Source organism: Jonesia quinghaiensis DSM 15701, from assembly GCF_000423205.1.
GTDB classification, from domain to species: Bacteria; Actinomycetota; Actinomycetes; order Actinomycetales; family Cellulomonadaceae; genus Jonesia; species Jonesia quinghaiensis.
Genome location: NZ_AUHN01000004.1, coordinates 261,775 through 279,150, shown reverse-complemented (window position 1 = coordinate 279,150; position 17,376 = coordinate 261,775). Strand labels below are relative to the sequence as shown.

22 protein-coding genes are annotated in these 17,376 nt (G+C 57.1%); 19 read left to right on the top strand and 3 right to left on the bottom strand.

Features of this window, described 5'->3' with window-relative positions; all coding sequences use genetic code 11:
- Position 1 precedes the first annotated feature (1 nt).
- The 8 genes from G538_RS0101330 (at position 2) to G538_RS0101295 (ending at position 5,729) form a co-directional block, all read left to right on the top strand.
- Positions 2 to 823 carry an energy-coupling factor transporter transmembrane component T family protein gene (locus tag G538_RS0101330; RefSeq protein ID WP_029067896.1) on the top strand — a complete coding sequence of 274 codons (822 nt, stop codon included), beginning with the start codon at positions 2 to 4 and terminating at the stop codon, positions 821 to 823.
- A gap of 124 nt (positions 824 to 947) precedes the next feature.
- Entirely contained in the window at positions 948 to 1,529 is a 582-nt protein-coding gene (locus tag G538_RS0101325) for a helix-turn-helix domain-containing protein (RefSeq protein ID WP_029067895.1), read from the top strand.
- A gap of 273 nt (positions 1,530 to 1,802) precedes the next feature.
- Positions 1,803 to 2,102, top strand: coding sequence for a hypothetical protein (locus tag G538_RS0101320; protein WP_035832741.1), 300 nt, complete (start codon positions 1,803 to 1,805; stop codon positions 2,100 to 2,102).
- A 9-nt stretch (positions 2,103 to 2,111) separates the two neighbouring features.
- Complete coding sequence (locus tag G538_RS0101315; protein WP_029067893.1) at positions 2,112 to 2,489, top strand: hypothetical protein; 378 nt, start codon at positions 2,112 to 2,114, stop codon at positions 2,487 to 2,489.
- On the top strand, positions 2,486 to 3,862 hold the full coding sequence (locus tag G538_RS0101310) for a hypothetical protein (RefSeq protein ID WP_029067892.1): 1,377 nt from the start codon (positions 2,486 to 2,488) through the stop codon (positions 3,860 to 3,862). Before G538_RS0101315 ends, G538_RS0101310 begins: the two co-directional genes overlap by 4 nt.
- Before the next feature lie 83 nt (positions 3,863 to 3,945).
- On the top strand, positions 3,946 to 4,437 hold the full coding sequence (locus tag G538_RS0101305; RefSeq protein ID WP_029067891.1) for a DcrB/PsbP domain-containing protein: 492 nt from the start codon (positions 3,946 to 3,948) through the stop codon (positions 4,435 to 4,437).
- Positions 4,438 to 4,528: 91 nt separating this feature from the next.
- Positions 4,529 to 5,326, top strand: a complete 798-nt coding sequence (locus tag G538_RS0101300; protein ID WP_029067890.1) for a hypothetical protein — start codon at positions 4,529 to 4,531, stop codon at positions 5,324 to 5,326.
- Between the two features lie 70 nt (positions 5,327 to 5,396).
- Complete coding sequence (locus tag G538_RS0101295; RefSeq protein ID WP_051196438.1) at positions 5,397 to 5,729, top strand: DUF4333 domain-containing protein; 333 nt, start codon at positions 5,397 to 5,399, stop codon at positions 5,727 to 5,729.
- 137 nt (positions 5,730 to 5,866) lie between these two features.
- Here the strand turns inward: G538_RS0101295 and G538_RS0101290 are convergent, their stop codons facing one another.
- Positions 5,867 to 6,913, bottom strand: a complete 1,047-nt coding sequence (locus tag G538_RS0101290) for an NAD(P)-dependent alcohol dehydrogenase (protein ID WP_029067888.1) — start codon at positions 6,911 to 6,913, stop codon at positions 5,867 to 5,869.
- A 282-nt stretch (positions 6,914 to 7,195) separates the two neighbouring features.
- Between G538_RS0101290 and G538_RS0101285 the strand changes: the two genes are divergently transcribed.
- The 11 genes from G538_RS0101285 to G538_RS0101235 all read left to right on the top strand — a co-directional run bounded on the left by G538_RS0101285 (position 7,196) and on the right by G538_RS0101235 (position 15,845).
- Positions 7,196 to 7,513 carry an SdpI family protein gene (locus G538_RS0101285; RefSeq protein WP_157544255.1) on the top strand — a complete coding sequence of 106 codons (318 nt, stop codon included), beginning with the start codon at positions 7,196 to 7,198 and terminating at the stop codon, positions 7,511 to 7,513.
- A 35-nt stretch (positions 7,514 to 7,548) separates the two neighbouring features.
- Complete coding sequence (locus tag G538_RS0101280) at positions 7,549 to 8,286, top strand: sporulation delaying protein family toxin (protein WP_157544254.1); 738 nt, start codon at positions 7,549 to 7,551, stop codon at positions 8,284 to 8,286.
- Positions 8,283 to 8,879 (top strand): SdpA family antimicrobial peptide system protein, encoded by a 597-nt coding sequence (locus G538_RS14460; RefSeq protein WP_051196437.1) that lies wholly within the window; start codon positions 8,283 to 8,285, stop codon positions 8,877 to 8,879. The genes G538_RS0101280 and G538_RS14460 overlap by 4 nt, the downstream gene beginning before the upstream one ends.
- On the top strand, positions 8,876 to 9,877 hold the full coding sequence (locus G538_RS0101270) for an HTTM domain-containing protein (RefSeq protein ID WP_029067885.1): 1,002 nt from the start codon (positions 8,876 to 8,878) through the stop codon (positions 9,875 to 9,877). The genes G538_RS14460 and G538_RS0101270 overlap by 4 nt, the downstream gene beginning before the upstream one ends.
- Before the next feature lie 195 nt (positions 9,878 to 10,072).
- The gene (locus G538_RS14455) at positions 10,073 to 10,720 is read left to right on the top strand and encodes a Rossmann-fold NAD(P)-binding domain-containing protein (protein WP_051196436.1); all 648 of its coding nucleotides are present in this window, start codon (positions 10,073 to 10,075) and stop codon (positions 10,718 to 10,720) included.
- Positions 10,721 to 10,746: 26 nt separating this feature from the next.
- A complete protein-coding gene (locus G538_RS0101260; protein ID WP_029067884.1) occupies positions 10,747 to 11,340 on the top strand; it encodes a hypothetical protein in 594 nt (197 codons plus the stop codon).
- Between the two features lie 70 nt (positions 11,341 to 11,410).
- Entirely contained in the window at positions 11,411 to 12,025 is a 615-nt protein-coding gene (locus G538_RS14450) for a hypothetical protein (RefSeq protein ID WP_051196435.1), read from the top strand.
- 89 nt (positions 12,026 to 12,114) lie between these two features.
- On the top strand, positions 12,115 to 13,371 hold the full coding sequence (locus G538_RS0101250; RefSeq protein WP_029067883.1) for an arginine deiminase: 1,257 nt from the start codon (positions 12,115 to 12,117) through the stop codon (positions 13,369 to 13,371).
- A 31-nt stretch (positions 13,372 to 13,402) separates the two neighbouring features.
- Positions 13,403 to 14,161 (top strand): ABC transporter ATP-binding protein, encoded by a 759-nt coding sequence (locus G538_RS14445; protein ID WP_084617946.1) that lies wholly within the window; start codon positions 13,403 to 13,405, stop codon positions 14,159 to 14,161.
- Positions 14,158 to 15,261 (top strand): hypothetical protein, encoded by a 1,104-nt coding sequence (locus G538_RS0101240; protein ID WP_029067882.1) that lies wholly within the window; start codon positions 14,158 to 14,160, stop codon positions 15,259 to 15,261. The genes G538_RS14445 and G538_RS0101240 overlap by 4 nt, the downstream gene beginning before the upstream one ends.
- Positions 15,258 to 15,845, top strand: coding sequence for a hypothetical protein (locus G538_RS0101235; protein ID WP_029067881.1), 588 nt, complete (start codon positions 15,258 to 15,260; stop codon positions 15,843 to 15,845). Before G538_RS0101240 ends, G538_RS0101235 begins: the two co-directional genes overlap by 4 nt.
- A 27-nt stretch (positions 15,846 to 15,872) precedes the next feature.
- Here the strand turns inward: G538_RS0101235 and G538_RS0101230 are convergent, their stop codons facing one another.
- Positions 15,873 to 16,241 (bottom strand): hypothetical protein, encoded by a 369-nt coding sequence (locus G538_RS0101230; RefSeq protein ID WP_029067880.1) that lies wholly within the window; start codon positions 16,239 to 16,241, stop codon positions 15,873 to 15,875.
- Positions 16,242 to 16,479: 238 nt separating this feature from the next.
- On the bottom strand, positions 16,480 to 17,235 hold the full coding sequence (locus tag G538_RS0101225; RefSeq protein WP_029067879.1) for a hypothetical protein: 756 nt from the start codon (positions 17,233 to 17,235) through the stop codon (positions 16,480 to 16,482).
- Between the last annotated feature and the right edge of the window lie 141 nt (positions 17,236 to 17,376).

The window sequence follows — 17,376 nt, the reverse complement described above, 5'->3', positions numbered from 1 at the left end:
CGTGCGTAAACACCACGACGTGTTGTCCGTTGAATGGGTCAAACTAGAACTCATTCGCACCGCTTATGCGACCCGTGGCGGGCTCTTCTCCACCATGGACCCGCGCATGGTGGTGATGTGGTACCTCGTTCTCGCGATCGTGCCCTGGTTTACGCACAACCTCACCGTCCTCGCCGGACTGTTTGTGCTGGGTTGCATCTCCGTAGGATTGGCCCGGGTGGGGCCACTGCTGCTCGGGTTGTTTGTGTTTGGCCTGATTGTCGAAACGTTCTACGTGTTCATTGCCGCGTGGCTCTTTGGCGGGGACACGCAAACAGTCATTGCGCTGGTGGAACTGACCCTGAAACTTGGGGCTGTTTCGTTAGCTTCCATGGCAGCGTTTGTGTCGCTAGACCCCGAAAAACTTTCCGATGCGATGCTTGCGTTCCGCATGCCACAAATGATCACCTTCGGCGTGTCCTACGGGTACCGCATGCTCCCCATCCTCATTGAACAGTTCGCCACAGTCTTTGAAGGCTACCGGCTGCGTTCCGCCCCAGTTGAGAACAAGGGGTTCCTTGGGTGGCGGATGATCACCCAATGGTGCCGCCTGACAGTGTTGTCGTTCTACCCCATCTTCCTCAACACGGCGAAGTCAGTGCGCACCACGGTTGAGTCGTTGGAAGCACGCGGATTCACCTACGCCGCAGTTGATGGGCGGGGCCGCCAGATCCGCCTCGCATACCTGCGACTCACAGCGAAAGACTGGGCCGTCATGGCAGTGACCCTCGCACTGATTGCTGGCGTTTTCTGGTTCGGAGCGCAGTTCCCGCTGTACCGCTGAGCGGTGGTGTAACTTGCCGTGTGGCACTGCCATGAGCTGAAACGATCATCTAGTATTCGGCGTTCAAGCCCTGTAGTCTCGTTATATCGAATTCGATATAACGAGGCAGTGACGGGGAGGGAACATGTTCGCGGACACTCTGAAGCGAATGAGGGAGTCCAATGGTCTCCGTCAGTCAGACATTGCGAAAAAGTTGAACACTTCTCAGTCTGCATACTCGTACATCGAATCGGGAACCCGTGTGCCAGGGGTGGATTTAGCTTTCCGTGCGCTGCGCGGAGCGGGTGGTCAGGTTGCATTTTTCCCTACCCGTCGACTGACCGTTGCTCAAAGGGCGGAAGCGATTGGTGACGCCCTCGAAGAGGGCCGTTTCAGTGTCGCCTATCGGGCGTTTATTCAAGTTGCAGATGACCTGATGAATGCTGAGCCTGCTGAGGCAGTAGGCCTTTCGCTCACTGAACCAGAGCTGTTGGCCCGATCTGAATGGGCGAATGCTTTGGCAGCGCTTGTTGAGTATTCACTCCACAAACGAACGCTTCCTGTTCCTCAATGGACGGCCAACTACGGGGCTCCACTTGAGCGGCCAGTTGCCCTTGAGTTCTCAGATTCACTGGATATTTCTTTTCCTGTTGATCTCCAATTGGTGCCTCCAGAATTTGCGAAGCGGAATGTCCTGTTAGAAGAGCCTGAAATTGTGAGTGCGTAAAATGATTGAAATCCTCAGTGGAAAAATTGAATTACTGATGTTGACCAATAGTCAAGATTTTGCGCGCCATCATAAATTCGCTACTTAATCAAAAGTCAAAGATCAGTCCACGCGGCTCTATAGAACTATGACAAACGATGTTGTGTAGTTTGCCGTTTCGAAGGCGTGGGGAGAACCTCCCTGTGGATAACTCCAATGGCTACAAGCCCCTTCCCTAGGCTGAGTGCATTGAGGCGGAACGCGAACCGCCTTATGCCATAGGGGAGGGGCAATGTGAACGGCGTAATCCGGTATTCACGTGCAGCGATGAGTGAAGCAGAACGCAACGTCCTAGCAAACGCTCAACAACTAGAAAGAGTCATTAGTGACCGGCGCCGTGATGTCGCTGCGGCGATGGCCCAGTATGAGGCGACAGGGGTGTCGGCCGAGTACGCCGCGAAAGAGGAACGGTGGGTAGCAGCCGCTGACAGCGTGCTAGAAATCGTTGGCACGTTGCGCGAGGCGATGAACCGCACTAACCGTGACGCTGACGATGCGTGCGCTCGTTTACGTGCCCTTGCTCAAGGAATGTAGGCCGCGCGCATGCTCATTGACTTTGACATTGACCCCGCTGGGGTTGACATTTTCCTCACCCAAGCGAAAAAACATGTGCAGGGGTTACGGGACGCGTCACCAACAGGTGACGGGAACCTCAAGTCGCTAGCAGACGATGCGCAAACGCTATGCGACCCTGATGTTGCACGCCTTGCTCACAGCGTCCTTGCCAACCACACCGGCGATCTGCAACGGATCGTGGGTGAGATTGAGGCAGTGCTTGGCACCATTGGTGAGATGGCTGCGGTTGTTAGTGAAACTGATCAGTGTTCCGCACAAACTTTGGAAACAACCTACGCCGGGACAGTTGGCAGTTTCGAACCGAGCCGTTTCGCATCACCGCAGACGGGGTTGAAACCACAATGACCGGCCAGCTACCTGTTCCGTACGCGGATTACACACTAGAGCCTGTTCGCGCTTTGCTGGGCGCGTTGCACCGCACCGCGACGGGCATCGAACAATCAGTGACCCGGCTGCATGATCATTGGCCAACGCTGAGTTCCTCCTTTTCGGGGACGCTGCTGACCTCCGTGCCGTCGACCCCCACGATTACCGAGAAAACTACACCGGCAACAGAACTTGTTGCGGTGATGCGCGACGTGTGGGACACCTTAGACACCTACGCTGATGACGCTCACACACCGTTGGAGAACCTCCGGCGGCTCCGAGACGAGGCTGCAACGCTACAAAGCCAACGACCACGCGATGTCATGGTGGCGCCAGGCACCCCTGATCAAGAGGTTTGGGCTGCCCAGGCAGGGTACAGCAACCCGGTGTGTTTGCCAGAGAGCCCGTTCGACACATGGAACCGGCAACGCGATGAGCTGAAAGCAGAGATCGCAACGTGGGTGCAGGCCTACGAGAACGTTGCACAACAGTGTGTTGCCACGTTGCGGCGCATAAATAGCCCTGTAGCAATGGGCGTGTGGGATGCGTGGACCCCCAGCGAAGCCCCCTACGACCGGCCGATGTTTGACACGGACCGGATGCACTGGGAACACAAAGACAATAAACGCCGTGAAGAGACGTATAGTTTTGAGATTTCACGGTCAACACCGGGCGACGATGACTCAACAAAAACCGCCGAGACAACCTCGTCTACTCAGGCTAAAGAGTCAACCACCTTCGGTATCAACACGGTGGGTCTCAACACGTCCCAGTCGTGGTTCCGTGGTCACCAAGACGCTGCGAGCGGCATTTTTGGGTCACAGGATGGTGTCCACGGTTCAGGGAACGCAAGCTACCAGGCTGGGCTCATGGCTGACACCGGCGCTGGAATCAATGGTGATGGCGCAAACATCACCGCCTCAGCGTACGCCCAGGCACAGGCTGGTGTTCGCGCAGATGTTGACGGTTCCGTCGAGTATGGGGTTCTTCATGCTGGTGGTTCCGCATCGGCCTCAGTAGGGGCGGTTGCAGCGGCGAAAGCCGGTGTGACCGCAGGCAAGGATGGGGTGTCCGCTGAACTTGGGGTTGATGCCATGGTTGGTGGTGAAGCCTCCGCTGAGTTAGCTGGTGGGATATCCGGGGTCAGTGCAGGGGTTGGTGTTACCGGGTATGTTGGGGCCGGGTTTGGTGCAAACTTGGACGCTGACATCACGTTGGACCGTGTTGCCGTTGACCTCGACCTTGGTGTTGCTTTGGGGATTGGAGCGGGTGTCAACGTGTCGTTCGATATTGATCCCAAGGAAGTCATCACTGATATTGGCAACGCTTTTGATCCCCGCGGGTGGTTTTGACCTTCCCTACCGCCCACAAACCGACAAATCCACAGTTTCGTTACCCGTTAAGTCCACTATTTGTTGATGTGAAAGGCCAGCCGATGCCCGCTCTGAGTTACCCAAGCCCCGACTTTCCAGCGTTGTCTGGATTCACGGTCGATGTGCCAGACCATTGGCGTGCTGACCCCGAAAGCGGTGTGCTTTTCGCTGTGCGACCTGTGGCTGACATTGAAGGTTTCATGCCAAACATGGTGGGCTCTGTGCGCCGTGCACCCCAGGGCGCCCTGCAAGCCAGCGTTGATGAAATCAACCGCAGAACAACAGCGCTCGCGAATTATGAGGAACTTGGGCGTACACACACAACTGTGGGGGAGCATCGTGCTTTTCACATTGAGTACAGTTACCGGCACACGGACACGTTGACGCTAGCGCAGATGATCACCATTGTTGAGGTGGACCGTGGTGCGGTATGCGACGTTGTTCAGATCACCGCAACATGCGCTGGCAACCAAGCGCAGCAGTATTGGGATGATTTCCGGCTTATGCAAGCAAGTTTGTTCATCGCCCCCCAAGGAAAAAACACAAATACGTGATGTCTTACACGCCTCGCATCACATGGGGAGTGCTCCCGTAAGCCTGTGGATAACTCATTCTGGCAAGATTCCACAGCCTAGGGTGGACACCATGGACGTGACATTCACTGGCCCCAGGCTTACCCGCTACCAGTCCCTTTTCTTCGGTGGAATCTTTCTCGCCTTTGTGGCAGCCTTCGCTGGTGTCTGCGTCATACTCACCATTGTTTTCCGTGCTCTTGACCTCACAGAAGACTGGCCGCTTTGGATTCAATACGGCAGTGTCATCCTGACACTGGGCTTCGCTATACCTGCTTTCATTGTGCTGAGCAGGACCGCACGGGAAACGCTCGAAGCCCAAAGTAAACAGCACGTCGATGGGCTCGCTGATATCACTGGCCCACTCCCTGAACTCAGCCAACCAGCGCCACTGGACACCGTGCTGCAAGCGCTACTCGCAATCAACCACAAGGACCTTCCCTACTCGGTTGCAGTGCGCAAAACCCGGCGAGGCGCAAAGGTTTCCGTAGGTACCCGCCCGGAAGAGACGCGCTGGACAGATGCTCTGGCACGGGGAAGCTCAGCAACCAGTTGGCAACTCGTGGTGACGCTGCGTGAAAGTAACGGGACTTACCATTTTGGTGAGTTCTCAACGGGTAAACATGTCACCCAGTCCGCGACGTCGCTGTCCATGAGGTGGTCTTGGTCGTGGGCTGTTTCCCTCACAGGGAGCTTCACACCAGTGTCACACATTTGGTCACCCAAAGACCTCACCCAGCACGGCGTCAACCACGTCGAGGGGGTGCGCGTGCGGCCAACCGACATGAAGATGCCAGTTTTCGCGATCCTGCGAGCTCACGGGTGGCGGCCGCGTTGGAACAATCGCTTCAGTGAACTCTTCGAGTTTTAGTGCTTCCGCTTTCATCAACACACCGCACGTCCCCCTTAACCGGCCACCCAAGGCTCAGAAAGAGTTCGACATGTTTCGCAAAAACTTTGCCCTGTCTTTGACCACCGCAGCGACTGCACTGGCATTAAGTGGTTGTTCATTCAATGCCAGCGCTTACCTCACTGTTCCCCCTGAAGATATTGAGAAAGTGGCCTCAGAGGCCCTACAGGAACAAATCAATAACGGGTACGTGCCTATCCTTGATTGTGGGGACGATCGTGTGAAGGTCCGGGTTGATGAGGCAATTGACTGTGTCATGACCTTCGACAACGACCCAACGGTGCTTGATGCAGTGGTCACTATCACCGAAGTGGATGGCAAGGACTACAAAATCTTTGTGAAGGTCGCTGACGAACCGCGATGACACTGAAGTAGCACTGACACCGCACACGCAAGGGGGCGGCACCGTGGTGGTGCCGCCCCCTTGTTGTGATGTCAGCGTGGCTTTTCGGGTGAGAGGGACGCTGATTTGTGTTGTTGTGTCGCCGTGCGGGGCGGGTGTTATTTGGTGAGTGTTGAGGTGTCGATGACGAACCGGTAGCGCACATCTGATGCGAGCACTCGTTCCCAGGCTTCGTTGATGTTGTCAGCGGAGACAACTTCTACCTCGGGGGAGATTCCGTGCTCAGCGCAGTAGTCAAGCATTTCTTGGGTTTCTGCGATGCCACCAATCATGGAACCGGCGAATGACCGGCGCCCACCAATGAGGTTCCCTGCGCGTAGTGACAGTGGTTCAGCTGGTGCCCCAACGTTCACGAGCGCCCCGTTGACGGCGAGGAGCCCAAGGAAAGCATCGACATCGAAGGGTGCGCTCACGGTGTTGATGATCAGATCAAACGATCCGGCGAGACGAGAGAACATCTCTGGGTCGTTTGTTGCCTCGTAGTGGTTTGCGCCCAAGCGCAAGCCGTCTTCTTTTTTGGACAGGGTCCGTGAGATCACGGTGACGTCAGCGCCCATGGTGTGCGCGAACTTCACGGCCATGTGGCCCAGCCCGCCTAAACCAACAACGGCAACCTTTTTGCCTTCCCCTGCACCCCAGTGCTTCAGCGGTGAGTAGGTGGTAATCCCGGCACACAACAACGGGGCGGCCTTTTCAAAGGGGATGGCCTCGGGGATGCGCAGCACAAAATTCTCAACCACGACGATTTCGGTGGCGTACCCACCCTGGGTGACAGTGCCGTCACGGTCTGTTGCACCATAGGTGCCGACCATGCCATTAAGGCAGTACTGTTCGTCGCCTGCTTCGCAGTTGGTGCAGGTGCCGCAAGAGTTCACCATGCACCCCACACCCACCCGGTCGCCGACTTTGTGGCGGGTGACATCGGAGCCAACCTCGACAACAACACCGGCGATTTCGTGGCCGACTGTCAGTGGGTAAGGTTGTGGCCCCCAGTCGCCGCGCACCGTGTGAATGTCTGAGTGGCAAATACCAGACCACTGGATGTCTATGCGCACATCGTTTGCGCCCACCTCCCGGCGTTCGATAGTGCCAAGGGTGAGTGCGTCTGTCGCTGAGTGTGCGACGTATGCGGGAATTGTTGACATATATTGTGCCTCCACGTTCAGGGTTGTCTTTCCAGTCAAGCAGACCACAGTGAGAGTTGCCTGAGGAGTCCCTGCTGATGGTGGTACTGGCAGTGCCCCCATCGAGGAATGCCCGTTCTCCTCGGCGTGACGTGCCAGTAGTGGATACGCAGCTCTTGCATGCCTCCTTCTTAGAAGGTAAGTTAACGTACTAATTCCGATTTACGAGGTGATTCTTTAGTGTTCTATCCGCCGATCGTGGGACTTTTCATTCTTTCAGTGGTAACAACAGGCCTCGCGATAATGATCACGAGGAACGGTCTTGAGAAGAATTCGGTTGTTGGTATCCGGACCCGGCACACGCTACGCTCGGACGCTGCTTGGCATGCGGCTCAGCGATCGAGTGTCCCCTATTTGGGTACCATCGCCGTAGTCGCAACAAGTCACGCAAGCGCGTTAATTGTTGTTGAAGTGGTTGGTTCGTTGGAAACGGTCGGGCATTTTCTCGCCCTGAGTGGTTTCCTCGTCGTAGTCGTCATCGCGCTTGTTGCCTGGCGAGTCGCGGACTCGGCTGCGAAGCAAGCTAGTGAAGTCTCAACGGAGTCAGTTGAAGAAAGTTAGAAACAATCAGTACACAGAAAACAGGGGAGTCGAAAATGAGAAAAAGCACCGGAATAGCTGCCACGCTCGCCACAATGCTTGTGGTTATTTCATTCGCAACGTCAGCTCAGGCGGACGAAAGTTCCAGCGTCGAATTTCCTTACCAGGTGGAGGGCGATGATCGCCGCGCTGAGCTTGTCACGGACCGGGCAGCTGAAAATACTGCGACTGCTGCCGCCGCGCTGTTTGATGAGGGTGAGTCAATTTCAGATGCTGCTCTCGTTGCTTTCCTGCTTGTGGCAAAGGGGCCGATTGCAGAACGTAATCCCGACGCTGTCGCGGTTGCTGAAGCACAAATTCCCGCGCTCAAAGAGGTGAGCGACGAGCAGGCGCTCGAAGCTTCCCAGGAGTACGTGGATGCGAGCGATGTCTTCCAATCTGAAATCCGTCCAGGCCTTTTGAGCGATAACCCTGTGCATGTCCAGAACGCTATCGAAGCTTTCGGCTCTGACTTTCTCGCGTACGTGGATTCCCTCGCGCCTGGCGTCGGGGAAGCGGCTCAAGGCCTCGCCTCTAAACCAGCCGGCTGTAACGGAACGTTTTGCGTTAAGCAGACGGCACTTGTTGGAACGACCGCTGTTGTCGTTTGGCAAGTCGCGGGGCTCCACAGCGCGGCTGCGGTCACTATAGCGTTGGCCGCAGCGGTATTCGTCTACCTTCCTGGTGATGAGCGTATGAGCGCAGTGGATCAGCAGATTTTCACCTCAGATTTTATGACCAGCGTACGAATGTGAAGGGCCAAAAGGAAGATCACGATCGTACGGAACGGGAACGACGACAGAACCACGCAGCCGCCGAGACAACCTTTCGTGTGTCGAGCATCTTCTTCGTTGCTTTCGTTACGTTGACGGTCCTGGTGCAATTACCAACTACCGTTCTGGGTCCGGTACCGGACGATACCCGGAGGGTCTGGACTGCTCTTTACCCGCAGGGTTGGCAGTTCTTCACCAAGGATCCTGACGATGCCGAAGTTACGGTCTTTTCAGTTGATGGAGAAGCAGTGACTTCTGCAAGCGCCTTTCCAAATTCCGACGCAAAGAATATGTTCGGGTTTAAGCGGGCGCAGAGAGCTCAAGGGCCCGAGGTCGCAACCTTGATTAGGGAAGTGGAGGAGTGGACCAAGTGCGATTCTATCGGCGGCGATTGCGTCTTACATGTCGCATTGGATGGGGAAGCGCAGAGTGTCGTGAATCCCAGCGATGTTCCCACAGTCTGCGGAAGAGTGATTGTTGTAATGACTATTCCTGTGCCATGGGAGTATCGGGATTTGTTCACGGGCTATCGAATTGATGACCAAGCGGCCATGCTCGAGGTGGGCTGCACATGACTAGTTTCGTTGACCAGATACGTTGGTGGAGGGTCGTTCCTCAGGTAGTCCGAGCGCTGGGTTCTCCTCACCGTCTCTTTATGCTTGCCCGTGCGATAATTGCCGGAGCACAGCTCAGCATTTACGCGCTCACACCTCTGGATTATCTCACCGCTCAAGTCGGTGGGGTGACCCGGGAGATGCATTGCTCCGCCGCGTTGAGTTCGTGGAACTTGGTTTGCAGTCCGTTACCGGCGGAAGTTGTTCAGGTATTTTTTATCGTGGCATTGCTCTTTGTCATGAGTGGCTTTGTTCCAAGGTTTGGGGCTTTAGTGCATCTGTATATTGCACTTGCTACCGTGAGCGGCCTGACCCTGATCGATGGGGGAGAGTCCGCAGCTGTCGTGGCACTCACATGGATCGCTGTCATCTGTCTTTTCGACCACCGAATCAATGGTTGGTCGAGAACGCCGCCTACATATGTGCGACAGGCATACTGGTGGCACGGTCTCCCTCGAGCGGCTACTGTTGCGCTGCAATTGCAATGCTCCGTGCTCTATCTACATTCCGCCATCTCGAAACTAGGTACCGGAGCATGGGTGGACGGGACCGCCTTGTATTACATAGTGCGGATGGACATGTTCGGGGTATCCGGGCCTCTCGGAGATATAGCCCTAGTGTTGACGGCGCAGCCAGTAATCGAACTCGTACTGACATATGGTGTCCTTGCTGCCGAAGTGTTCATAGCGGTCATCATCTGGTGGCCGGGACGCGTTCGCTACACCGCTGTTCTCGTCTCAGTAGCACTCCACCTTGCGATTATTGCTCTGCTAGGTATCGGAAGCTTCGGGCTTATCATGATCGGGTTCGTGCTCGCTACAGCGGCGGGGAGAGATCATGTACTTGGGCAAAGGAACGAGAATCTTTTAGCACGTACACGCAACAAGGCTGAGAGGAAGTTTTCGCACGAAGAAGAGCGCGGCTTATCGAATGCAGCCACAACCTCGAGCGTCGTTTAGCTGGGTGTGTCTCAAACGAGGACCGCGTCCCACTAGACATCGCCATTCCTCAAGGCGGTCCCTTGTATAGACACCTTAATAGCAGCGCGAGCTTATCTGCGCAGCTAGCGGCGCCCAAACCAGCGGCTGTCTCACGACGCGGGGATGAGCACATAACCGACAAACAGGAAGGGGGCCTATGAAAGTCGCTTATGTATGGTCTATAAGGATCTTCTACGGGTAGCAGAACTGGCCATTGTGGCTTACTTGGGATTTGTCCGTGCCGTGACGGGGATTCGTGGGCGTTCGGCGCGGCGGTTGTTTGGTGGCGGGTCGGCGGATCAACTGCCAGCGCGCGGTGAACTGGGTCAGCGCCTCAAAGAGGCGGTGGATCGTGGTGTGGTGGTGTTCCACAAAGATTTCACGGTCACGCAGTTGACCCCGACGCCCCACGGGCAACTTGCGGTGCAGGCAGGTGGGGCAGGCGCGGAAAACACGATCACGGTCGATGCGCTTGTCGCGGCAACAGGATTCCGCCCAGACCTCGATATTCTCCGTGAAGTGCGGGTCACGTTAGACCCGGTCATTGAGGCGCCGGTGCGCCTTGCCCCCGACATTGACCCCAACGAGCACAGTTGCGGGACGGTGCGCCCACACGGCGTTGATGTCCTCACCCATGATGAGGAAGGGCTCTACATTATTGGGATGAAGAGCTATGGGCGAGCGCCCACGTTCTTGCTGGCCACAGGATGTGAGCAGGCACGGTCTGTGGTGGCCCACATTGCAGGGGATGCGGCAGCCGCGTCACGCATCGAACTGCAATTACCCACAACCGGGGTGTGCAACACCACGGTTGTGGCGTGAAGCAACACGTGACAAAGGAAACGGCTGTGCCTAAAGAACGAACCATGCAAAAACTTTTCGAACGGTGGATCGCCGCGGCGCCTCAAGCTCCGCAACTTGCCGAGGTCGGTGAGTTACTCCGTGAGCACTACAACGCTTACCAGATCCCCACCGACTTTATGGAGCCAGACGGTCTGGAGAATGACGAAGAGGTGCGAGTCGACCTAGTCGCAGCGCTCTACACCATCACCAATCCGCTGACGTTAGGCCAGTTTTCTCGTGGAGCAGCGAAACGCTTGAGTAAAGCGGCGCGTGTGGAGGCAGCGGAAGAAGCCGAAGAATACTGGCAAGAACTGTTCGACGGCCCCAGCGAAGAACTTCCGTACCGTCTCATCAGTGCCCAACATGCACTAGGGCAACGGGTGTCTATTCTCCTTGAATGCGAAGGCGCTGCAGTCACCGGGTTCAAGGTTTACGGGGTGCACGGTGAGGAAATCAGCAACTACCTGCTCGCTCTCATCGGTTTCCCACAACGCCGACCAACCGACCCCGTCGATGGCCCATTTATGCGCCCTGGGGACCTCACCGACGAACTGTTCTGCGAATACCTCGCCGCGGCGACAGCCCACGGACGCATCTAGCAAACACACAACCCAGTCGTTCGCTGAGGATTTGCCCCGATGTCAAGATGCCAAGGCATAGAGTGAGACTGTGCCACACCATCAACAAAGCGGTTCGCCATCGCAACCACGCGTGGTGTTGTGGTGGATTCCGGTTGGTGCGGGTAGCGCCATTTCACCGCACACAAGTCGCGCGTGGGAACGCATTGACGCCTTTATTCACCGCAGGCCTGCCCAACAGTTAGTGCATGCCGCATTGGAAATTACTACGGCAACCGGTGAGGTCACAGTGATTGAAATGGCGCCGGTATGGCAAATGCCCCGCCACACCCCGCGCGGTGTGGTTGCGCAGGGGCCAGTTGGTGCTTCTGGTTTGGGGCGGTGGCGTGCGTTTCGCTACGAGGTGCGATGTTGGCGCGGCGGCTCAATCCCCGACACGCAGTGGGCGGTAAGTTCCGTGCCGGTGACATGCCCTGACCCTGCCGGGCTTGAGCGGTTAACACATGAGGTCGCGCAGGTGCCCCGCCATGTCTGGGGTCGCCACACCCACGGTGTGGCTGACATGTGGAACTCCAACTCGCTCATCGCATGGCTCCTCACCACATGTGGTGTTGATGTGGGCGTTCTCGGCCCACCAGCCGGAACGCGCGCCCCAGGGTGGGACGTGGGTATTGTGTGCGCGCGAATGCGACACAGCGCATCGTAAATCGCAAAACTACTGATGACGTGGCAGGATCGACACAGCGACACCCCTGATCGGGGTGTCGCGCAGTGCCGTTACCCGGAGGGAACCCCATGACCGAGTCGCAAATACCAGCCAACATGTACGGTGTTCACTCGGAGGTGGGGACGCTCCGCAAAGTGCTGGTGTGCAGGCCCGGGCTGGCGCATCGGCGGCTTACCCCCACAAATTCCAGTGACCTGCTGTTTGATGACGTGCTGTGGGTTGACCGCGCCGAAGAAGACCACGCAGCGTTTGTGCGCTCCCTCGAAGCGCAAGGAGTGGACGTTGTTGAACTCCACGACCTGCTCGCCCACACCCTCACCCAACCAGGTGGGCGCGACTGGATACTGGACCGCAAAATCACCGCGAACCTGGTGGGGATCGGGTTGGTTGACTCGGTACGCACCTACCTAGAAACCCTCACCCCACAGCGCCTCGCTGAACACCTCATTGGCGGGTTGTCCATTGACGATGTGCCTGCCGAGTTCCGCCCACCAACAATGCTGTTGGTGCGTGGTTCCGCTGACGCCCGCGACTACTTAATGCCGCCCCTGCCCAACACGTTGTACACCCGTGACACCACCTGCTGGATTTACGGTGGGGTCACCATGAACCCCCTGTACTGGCGTGCCCGCCACGACGAAACACTCCTGATGAAAGCGATCTACCTGTTCCACCCAGACTTCGTGGGTGCAAACGTGTGGTGGGGAGACCCAGAACAACGGTGGGGGCAAGCCACCCTTGAAGGTGGGGATGTGATGCCCGTGGGCGGTGGGGTGGTCCTCATTGGGATGAGTGAACGCACCTCCCGTCAAGCGATCACCCAAGTTGCGGACACACTCTTCCAACGTGGCGCAGCCGAACAGGTCATTGTTGCGGGGATGCCAAAACTACGCGCCGCCATGCACCTTGACACCGTGTTCACCTTCGCTGACCGTGACATTGTTACCGTGTACCCGCGGATTGTGGACTCCATTCACACCTTCACGCTGCGCCCCGATGGGCGCCCAGGGCGCTCGCATGTTACCGACCACGGGCAAGAAAAGCTCACTGACGTTGTCGCTCAAGCGATGGGCCTTGACGGGTTGCGGGTTATCAACACTGGTGGTGACGCGTACGAATCCGAACGCCAACAGTGGGATTCCGGCAACAACGCTGTCGCTGTGCGCCCAGGCGTGGTCTACACCTACGACCGCAACACCAAAACCAACGACCTCCTCACTGCGGCCGGCATTGAGGTGCTGCCCATCGTGGGAGCGGAGCTTGGGCGTGGGCGCGGCGGCGGGCACTGCATGACCTGCCCCATCGTGCGCGACCCACTCGACTGACGATCAACTTGGACTGACAACACGGCGCATCATGGAATATATGGTTGAAGCCCGCGCAATGACGTTGGGTTACCGCAGAAAAAGAGTCTTTCACGAGGCAACATTCACTATCCCTACCGGGGTGGTGGGTTTGCTTGGCCCTAACGGGGCAGGTAAATCTACGCTCATGCGCGCGATGGTAGGCCTGGCCACTCCAACAGCAGGTGAGCTACGCGTCTGCGGGCGCCCTGTCAGCAGGAACACCCGCAATAAATCTGTTGGTTCGTTGAGTGGTTTCCTTGCGCAAAATGCCCCATACGATCCCCGGTTTACTGTCCGTGAGCACGTGGAATACTGCGCTTGGTTGAAAGGTATGCCACGGACCCACATTGCCGATGCGGTTGCTCGCGCCATCGAAGCAGTTGGTTTGACTGGAGAAACAGACACACGCATCGGCGTGCTTTCTGGTGGCATGGCACGCCGAGCAACAATTGCTGGGACAATTGTTTCCCAACCACGGCTGTTAGTTCTTGATGAACCTACGGTTGGCTTAGACCCCGGACAACGCACAGCTTTCCAAGAAATTATCAAAGATCTTTCCCAGCATGCGTCGGTGTTGCTGTCCACGCACCTCGTCGAAGATGTTGCCGCTTGTTGTGACCATGTTGCTTTGCTCGTTGATGGGCGCATCACCTCCGTGTCCTCCATCGAAGACCTCGCAGGGCCCAACGCGGACGCAATACAAAGGGTGCCTGCCCTCAACGCCGCATACCTTCACGCCACAACAAGCGGTTCGCAGGCGGGGAAATGACACCGCGTGACACGACAACGGCGTGGGTGTGGTTTTACGCAACCCGACGCCTCCCATTAATCGCCGCAGCGCTCATAGTGCTTCTCCTGCTGGTCACCATTGCTCAACGATGGGCGGAGGAGCGGCTCAATCACGGCCTGCTCATGACTGCAACACTGTACGACGGAGCAACCATGATCTACGCCATTGCAGCATGTCTTGGCGCATGGGGTGGATTACGCGAGCACCGCCTATCACTTCGTGTTCTTGACGACAGTGACACGGCATCCTGGCGCCGCGGGCGGTTCGTCAGAATTGCTGGGCCCATCTGTGCTGTTACAGGTTCTATCGCACTCGCTAGCATCATCACCGCTCTCACAATGCTGGCACTCCCGCACCGCTCAGGGCCCCTTCATGTCGGCGCAATTATTGCGCTGATAAGCATGGCCGGGCTTCATGTGCCCATCGGATACTACTTTGGACGGTGTTTCCCGCACGTCCTCACGGTTCCAGCGGTGGGCGGTGCAGCGTTGGTGATTGCATCATCACTCGGCAACGGACAAGGAACACCAGCCAGCATTCTTTTGCCCTCAGGAGGTGTGGGCGGAGATGCCTTCTCAACGTGGAATCCAACAACGATATGGGCGCAAGCTGTCTGGTTCACCGGCCTACTGTTAACGGTTCTGAGCCTCATAGCGTGGCGTGGTACTGCCACGAAGCGGGTGGTTGTGATTGCTGTTGCCCTCAGTGCGACCCTTATTTGTGCGGGTGTGAGCCTAGCGTCACAACACTGGACACGGTTCGATGCCGGAATAACCAACGGTGAACCCATACCAAATGCGTACTGCGTCGGGAAGGAACCCACGGTGTGCGTACCACCTGCATACCGTGGAATCGCCGCAGAACTAGCGGAAACCTTCCGCCCAGTTACCCAGCAAACTGCAAACACAGATCACCCCATCACCACACTTGAACTTCGCCCGCGAGGCATAGGCCAAACCCCCACACCGGGGGCAACCGCTATCCACTTGGACACTGCTGTACCTGGCGCGAGCAGCATCGCGCTTCAGGAGTTCCTCGAAACCCCTGTCTGGTTCATGGAAGAAACCGCCACACCGTGACATTTTTCGCTGCACGCCACTGGCGGTTCTACGCAACGCTCGGAGCGTTGGCGGCGGTTCTGATCGCAGCCACAGGTGGGCTAACCCTCCGGCTGCCTACCCTCGACGAATGGGGGCAACCATTAACCGTTCGGTTCACTGCCTTCGCACCTGCGATCTTCGCGATTCTCGTCACCGTTGGCACAAAAACCCACTATGTATCACTTGAACGAACGGCACACCGGAACCTATCCCGTTGGCGGTTGGTGCACATCTTGACAACACTTACAGGTCAAGCAGTTGCCCTGACACTGGGGGTTATTGGTGGGGCGTATGTTTCAGGAACCCCTGCGGAGGTGCCCGAACGGCTCATCGACTTCGCACTGTTTGCAGGCGTAGGGCTGGTCATTGCGCCATTGAGCGGGGCGACCCTGTCCTGGATCGCCCCGCTAGCAACAGCAATTATTTGTGCAACACTCGCAGTGAATACACCCATCAACGTCCTCACCCAAAGCATCGCTGAGGCCCCGCAGCTAGCGGTCACTAGCGTGGTGTTGTGTGTTGCTGGTGTTATTGCAACTGCGATATTGCCGTCTCGCGAGTGATGCCAAAGTCCTGACGTGCTGTGGCAACTACCGGGAAGTCGTTACTGTGTCCTCGAGGCGTCGGGTTGTGGCCCACAGGGCAACCCACATGATCGTAGGAATGATCGCTAGCACCGCGACAACACCCAATGGGACGGTTGTGGGGGCTGACAAGGCGAAAGCCACTGCAAGAACCGTGAGCGTGCTGGCAATGATGCCTACCGTGACGCCAGGTTTTTGCTCAGAGCGTGTGAGTTCAGCGATCACCGTGATCCCCACCGCCACTGCTGCTATAGCGGCGATGAGTGCGACGGCAGTCAGGCCGTTAGCGCCGGTGAAAACGGCCCCGATAGTGAAGCAGGCAGCGACAAATACCTTCAACCCGGGGGACATTCCCAGCAATTCTTTGTTGTTCATCTCAACCTCCTGGATGGGTGCTGACTAATTCCACGCTAACGTAAACCCGCGGGTAACTCCACACGTCAACAGGCCGAGATCCTAGATCTCGGCATGAGATCCCTGTGCAGGGCAAGGATGTCGATGCGAGATCTAGGATCTCGGTGACGGGTCGGAGCGGGGCTTCGATATCAGTGGGCTCATCGTCCTCGAACTCATCCGGCGCACAGTCGTCATTGGAAGCCTCACATGCGAATCGTCACGCTTGAGCCTCACAGTCCGGCAGTGCCCGAACCAGCAAAGCGTCATCGGGGAGCGCAGAGGCCCCGATCACGCGCCAGTCTTCACCGAGCACGCCGTGGAAGCCGAACAAGCAAACAATAGAAACCCAGCGTTTGATCGAGTCAGCAACTGCCGCACGCAACTCTCGTTCGAATGGCGCGAAGTCCGCACCATCTAAAGTTCTCTGGCGATGGGCAGTGAGTGAGGGGGAACTAGCGATGGCTGCCTGCTCAACTTCATCCCACATAGCCCTCGACGATCGCGAGGTGACGTCTTTACCGGATATCTGATCGAGATGGTGGTAGCGACCCGCGTCAGCGTAGTTCCTTAGTGTGCGAACCACCGCAGCCCAGACAGGGTCGTTGTCGAGGGTGCAGATCCAACTGCGCAGCATCCGTTTCCGCTCCCAGTCTCCAGACTCGATGGCCTCACGAAGTCCGGAGCGTAGCCGCTCATCCATCTCATCTAAGGCATGGCCCCAACCCTCATGGGTGAAGCCCATCTTCTTTGGCCAACCCTCACCTTTGGAGACGGCTGCAGTCCCAAGTGCGAGCTTCATCAATCGCTCGACGCCTATCGGGTAAGTCGCAAGAACAGCATCGAGATCGCGTCCAAGAGTTCCTTCCTGCCGCAGCAGTCGATCAGCGGATGCGAGCACACTCCGCGCGGAATCGACCTCGGGTAGTAACCCATCGAGCCACTGCTGGCTTGTAAATCCTGACCCCTCGCGCATAACTCAAGGATATCGAGAGCAGCATGCCTTGCCGAGGCCTGTGTTTTCGAGGCGCTCAATTTGATCGTCAACGGACAGCCAAGGTTTTGTGTATGTCGCCATGATTCTCCGGGAAAAGAAAATCAGCCCGCGCCTTTCGGC

What these genes read in the sequence shown, in the direction of transcription:
- G538_RS0101325 (WP_029067895.1), top strand. Translation starts at nt 948, where the DNA reads ATGTTCGCGGACACTCTGAAGCGAATGAGGGAGTCCAATGGTCTCCGT.
- G538_RS0101315 (WP_029067893.1), top strand. Translation starts at nt 2,112, where the DNA reads ATGCTCATTGACTTTGACATTGACCCCGCTGGGGTTGACATTTTCCTC.
- G538_RS0101310 (WP_029067892.1), top strand. Translation starts at nt 2,486, where the DNA reads ATGACCGGCCAGCTACCTGTTCCGTACGCGGATTACACACTAGAGCCT.
- G538_RS0101305 (WP_029067891.1), top strand. Translation starts at nt 3,946, where the DNA reads ATGCCCGCTCTGAGTTACCCAAGCCCCGACTTTCCAGCGTTGTCTGGA.
- G538_RS0101300 (WP_029067890.1), top strand. Translation starts at nt 4,529, where the DNA reads ATGGACGTGACATTCACTGGCCCCAGGCTTACCCGCTACCAGTCCCTT.
- G538_RS0101295 (WP_051196438.1), top strand. Translation starts at nt 5,397, where the DNA reads ATGTTTCGCAAAAACTTTGCCCTGTCTTTGACCACCGCAGCGACTGCA.
- G538_RS0101290 (WP_029067888.1), bottom strand. Translation starts at nt 6,913, where the DNA reads ATGTCAACAATTCCCGCATACGTCGCACACTCAGCGACAGACGCACTC.
- G538_RS0101285 (WP_157544255.1), top strand. Translation starts at nt 7,196, where the DNA reads ATGATCACGAGGAACGGTCTTGAGAAGAATTCGGTTGTTGGTATCCGG.
- G538_RS0101280 (WP_157544254.1), top strand. Translation starts at nt 7,549, where the DNA reads ATGAGAAAAAGCACCGGAATAGCTGCCACGCTCGCCACAATGCTTGTG.
- G538_RS0101270 (WP_029067885.1), top strand. Translation starts at nt 8,876, where the DNA reads ATGACTAGTTTCGTTGACCAGATACGTTGGTGGAGGGTCGTTCCTCAG.
- G538_RS14455 (WP_051196436.1), top strand. Translation starts at nt 10,073, where the DNA reads ATGGTCTATAAGGATCTTCTACGGGTAGCAGAACTGGCCATTGTGGCT.
- G538_RS0101250 (WP_029067883.1), top strand. Translation starts at nt 12,115, where the DNA reads ATGACCGAGTCGCAAATACCAGCCAACATGTACGGTGTTCACTCGGAG.
- G538_RS14445 (WP_084617946.1), top strand. Translation starts at nt 13,403, where the DNA reads ATGGAATATATGGTTGAAGCCCGCGCAATGACGTTGGGTTACCGCAGA.
- G538_RS0101240 (WP_029067882.1), top strand. Translation starts at nt 14,158, where the DNA reads ATGACACCGCGTGACACGACAACGGCGTGGGTGTGGTTTTACGCAACC.
- G538_RS0101230 (WP_029067880.1), bottom strand. Translation starts at nt 16,241, where the DNA reads ATGAACAACAAAGAATTGCTGGGAATGTCCCCCGGGTTGAAGGTATTT.
- G538_RS0101225 (WP_029067879.1), bottom strand. Translation starts at nt 17,235, where the DNA reads ATGCGCGAGGGGTCAGGATTTACAAGCCAGCAGTGGCTCGATGGGTTA.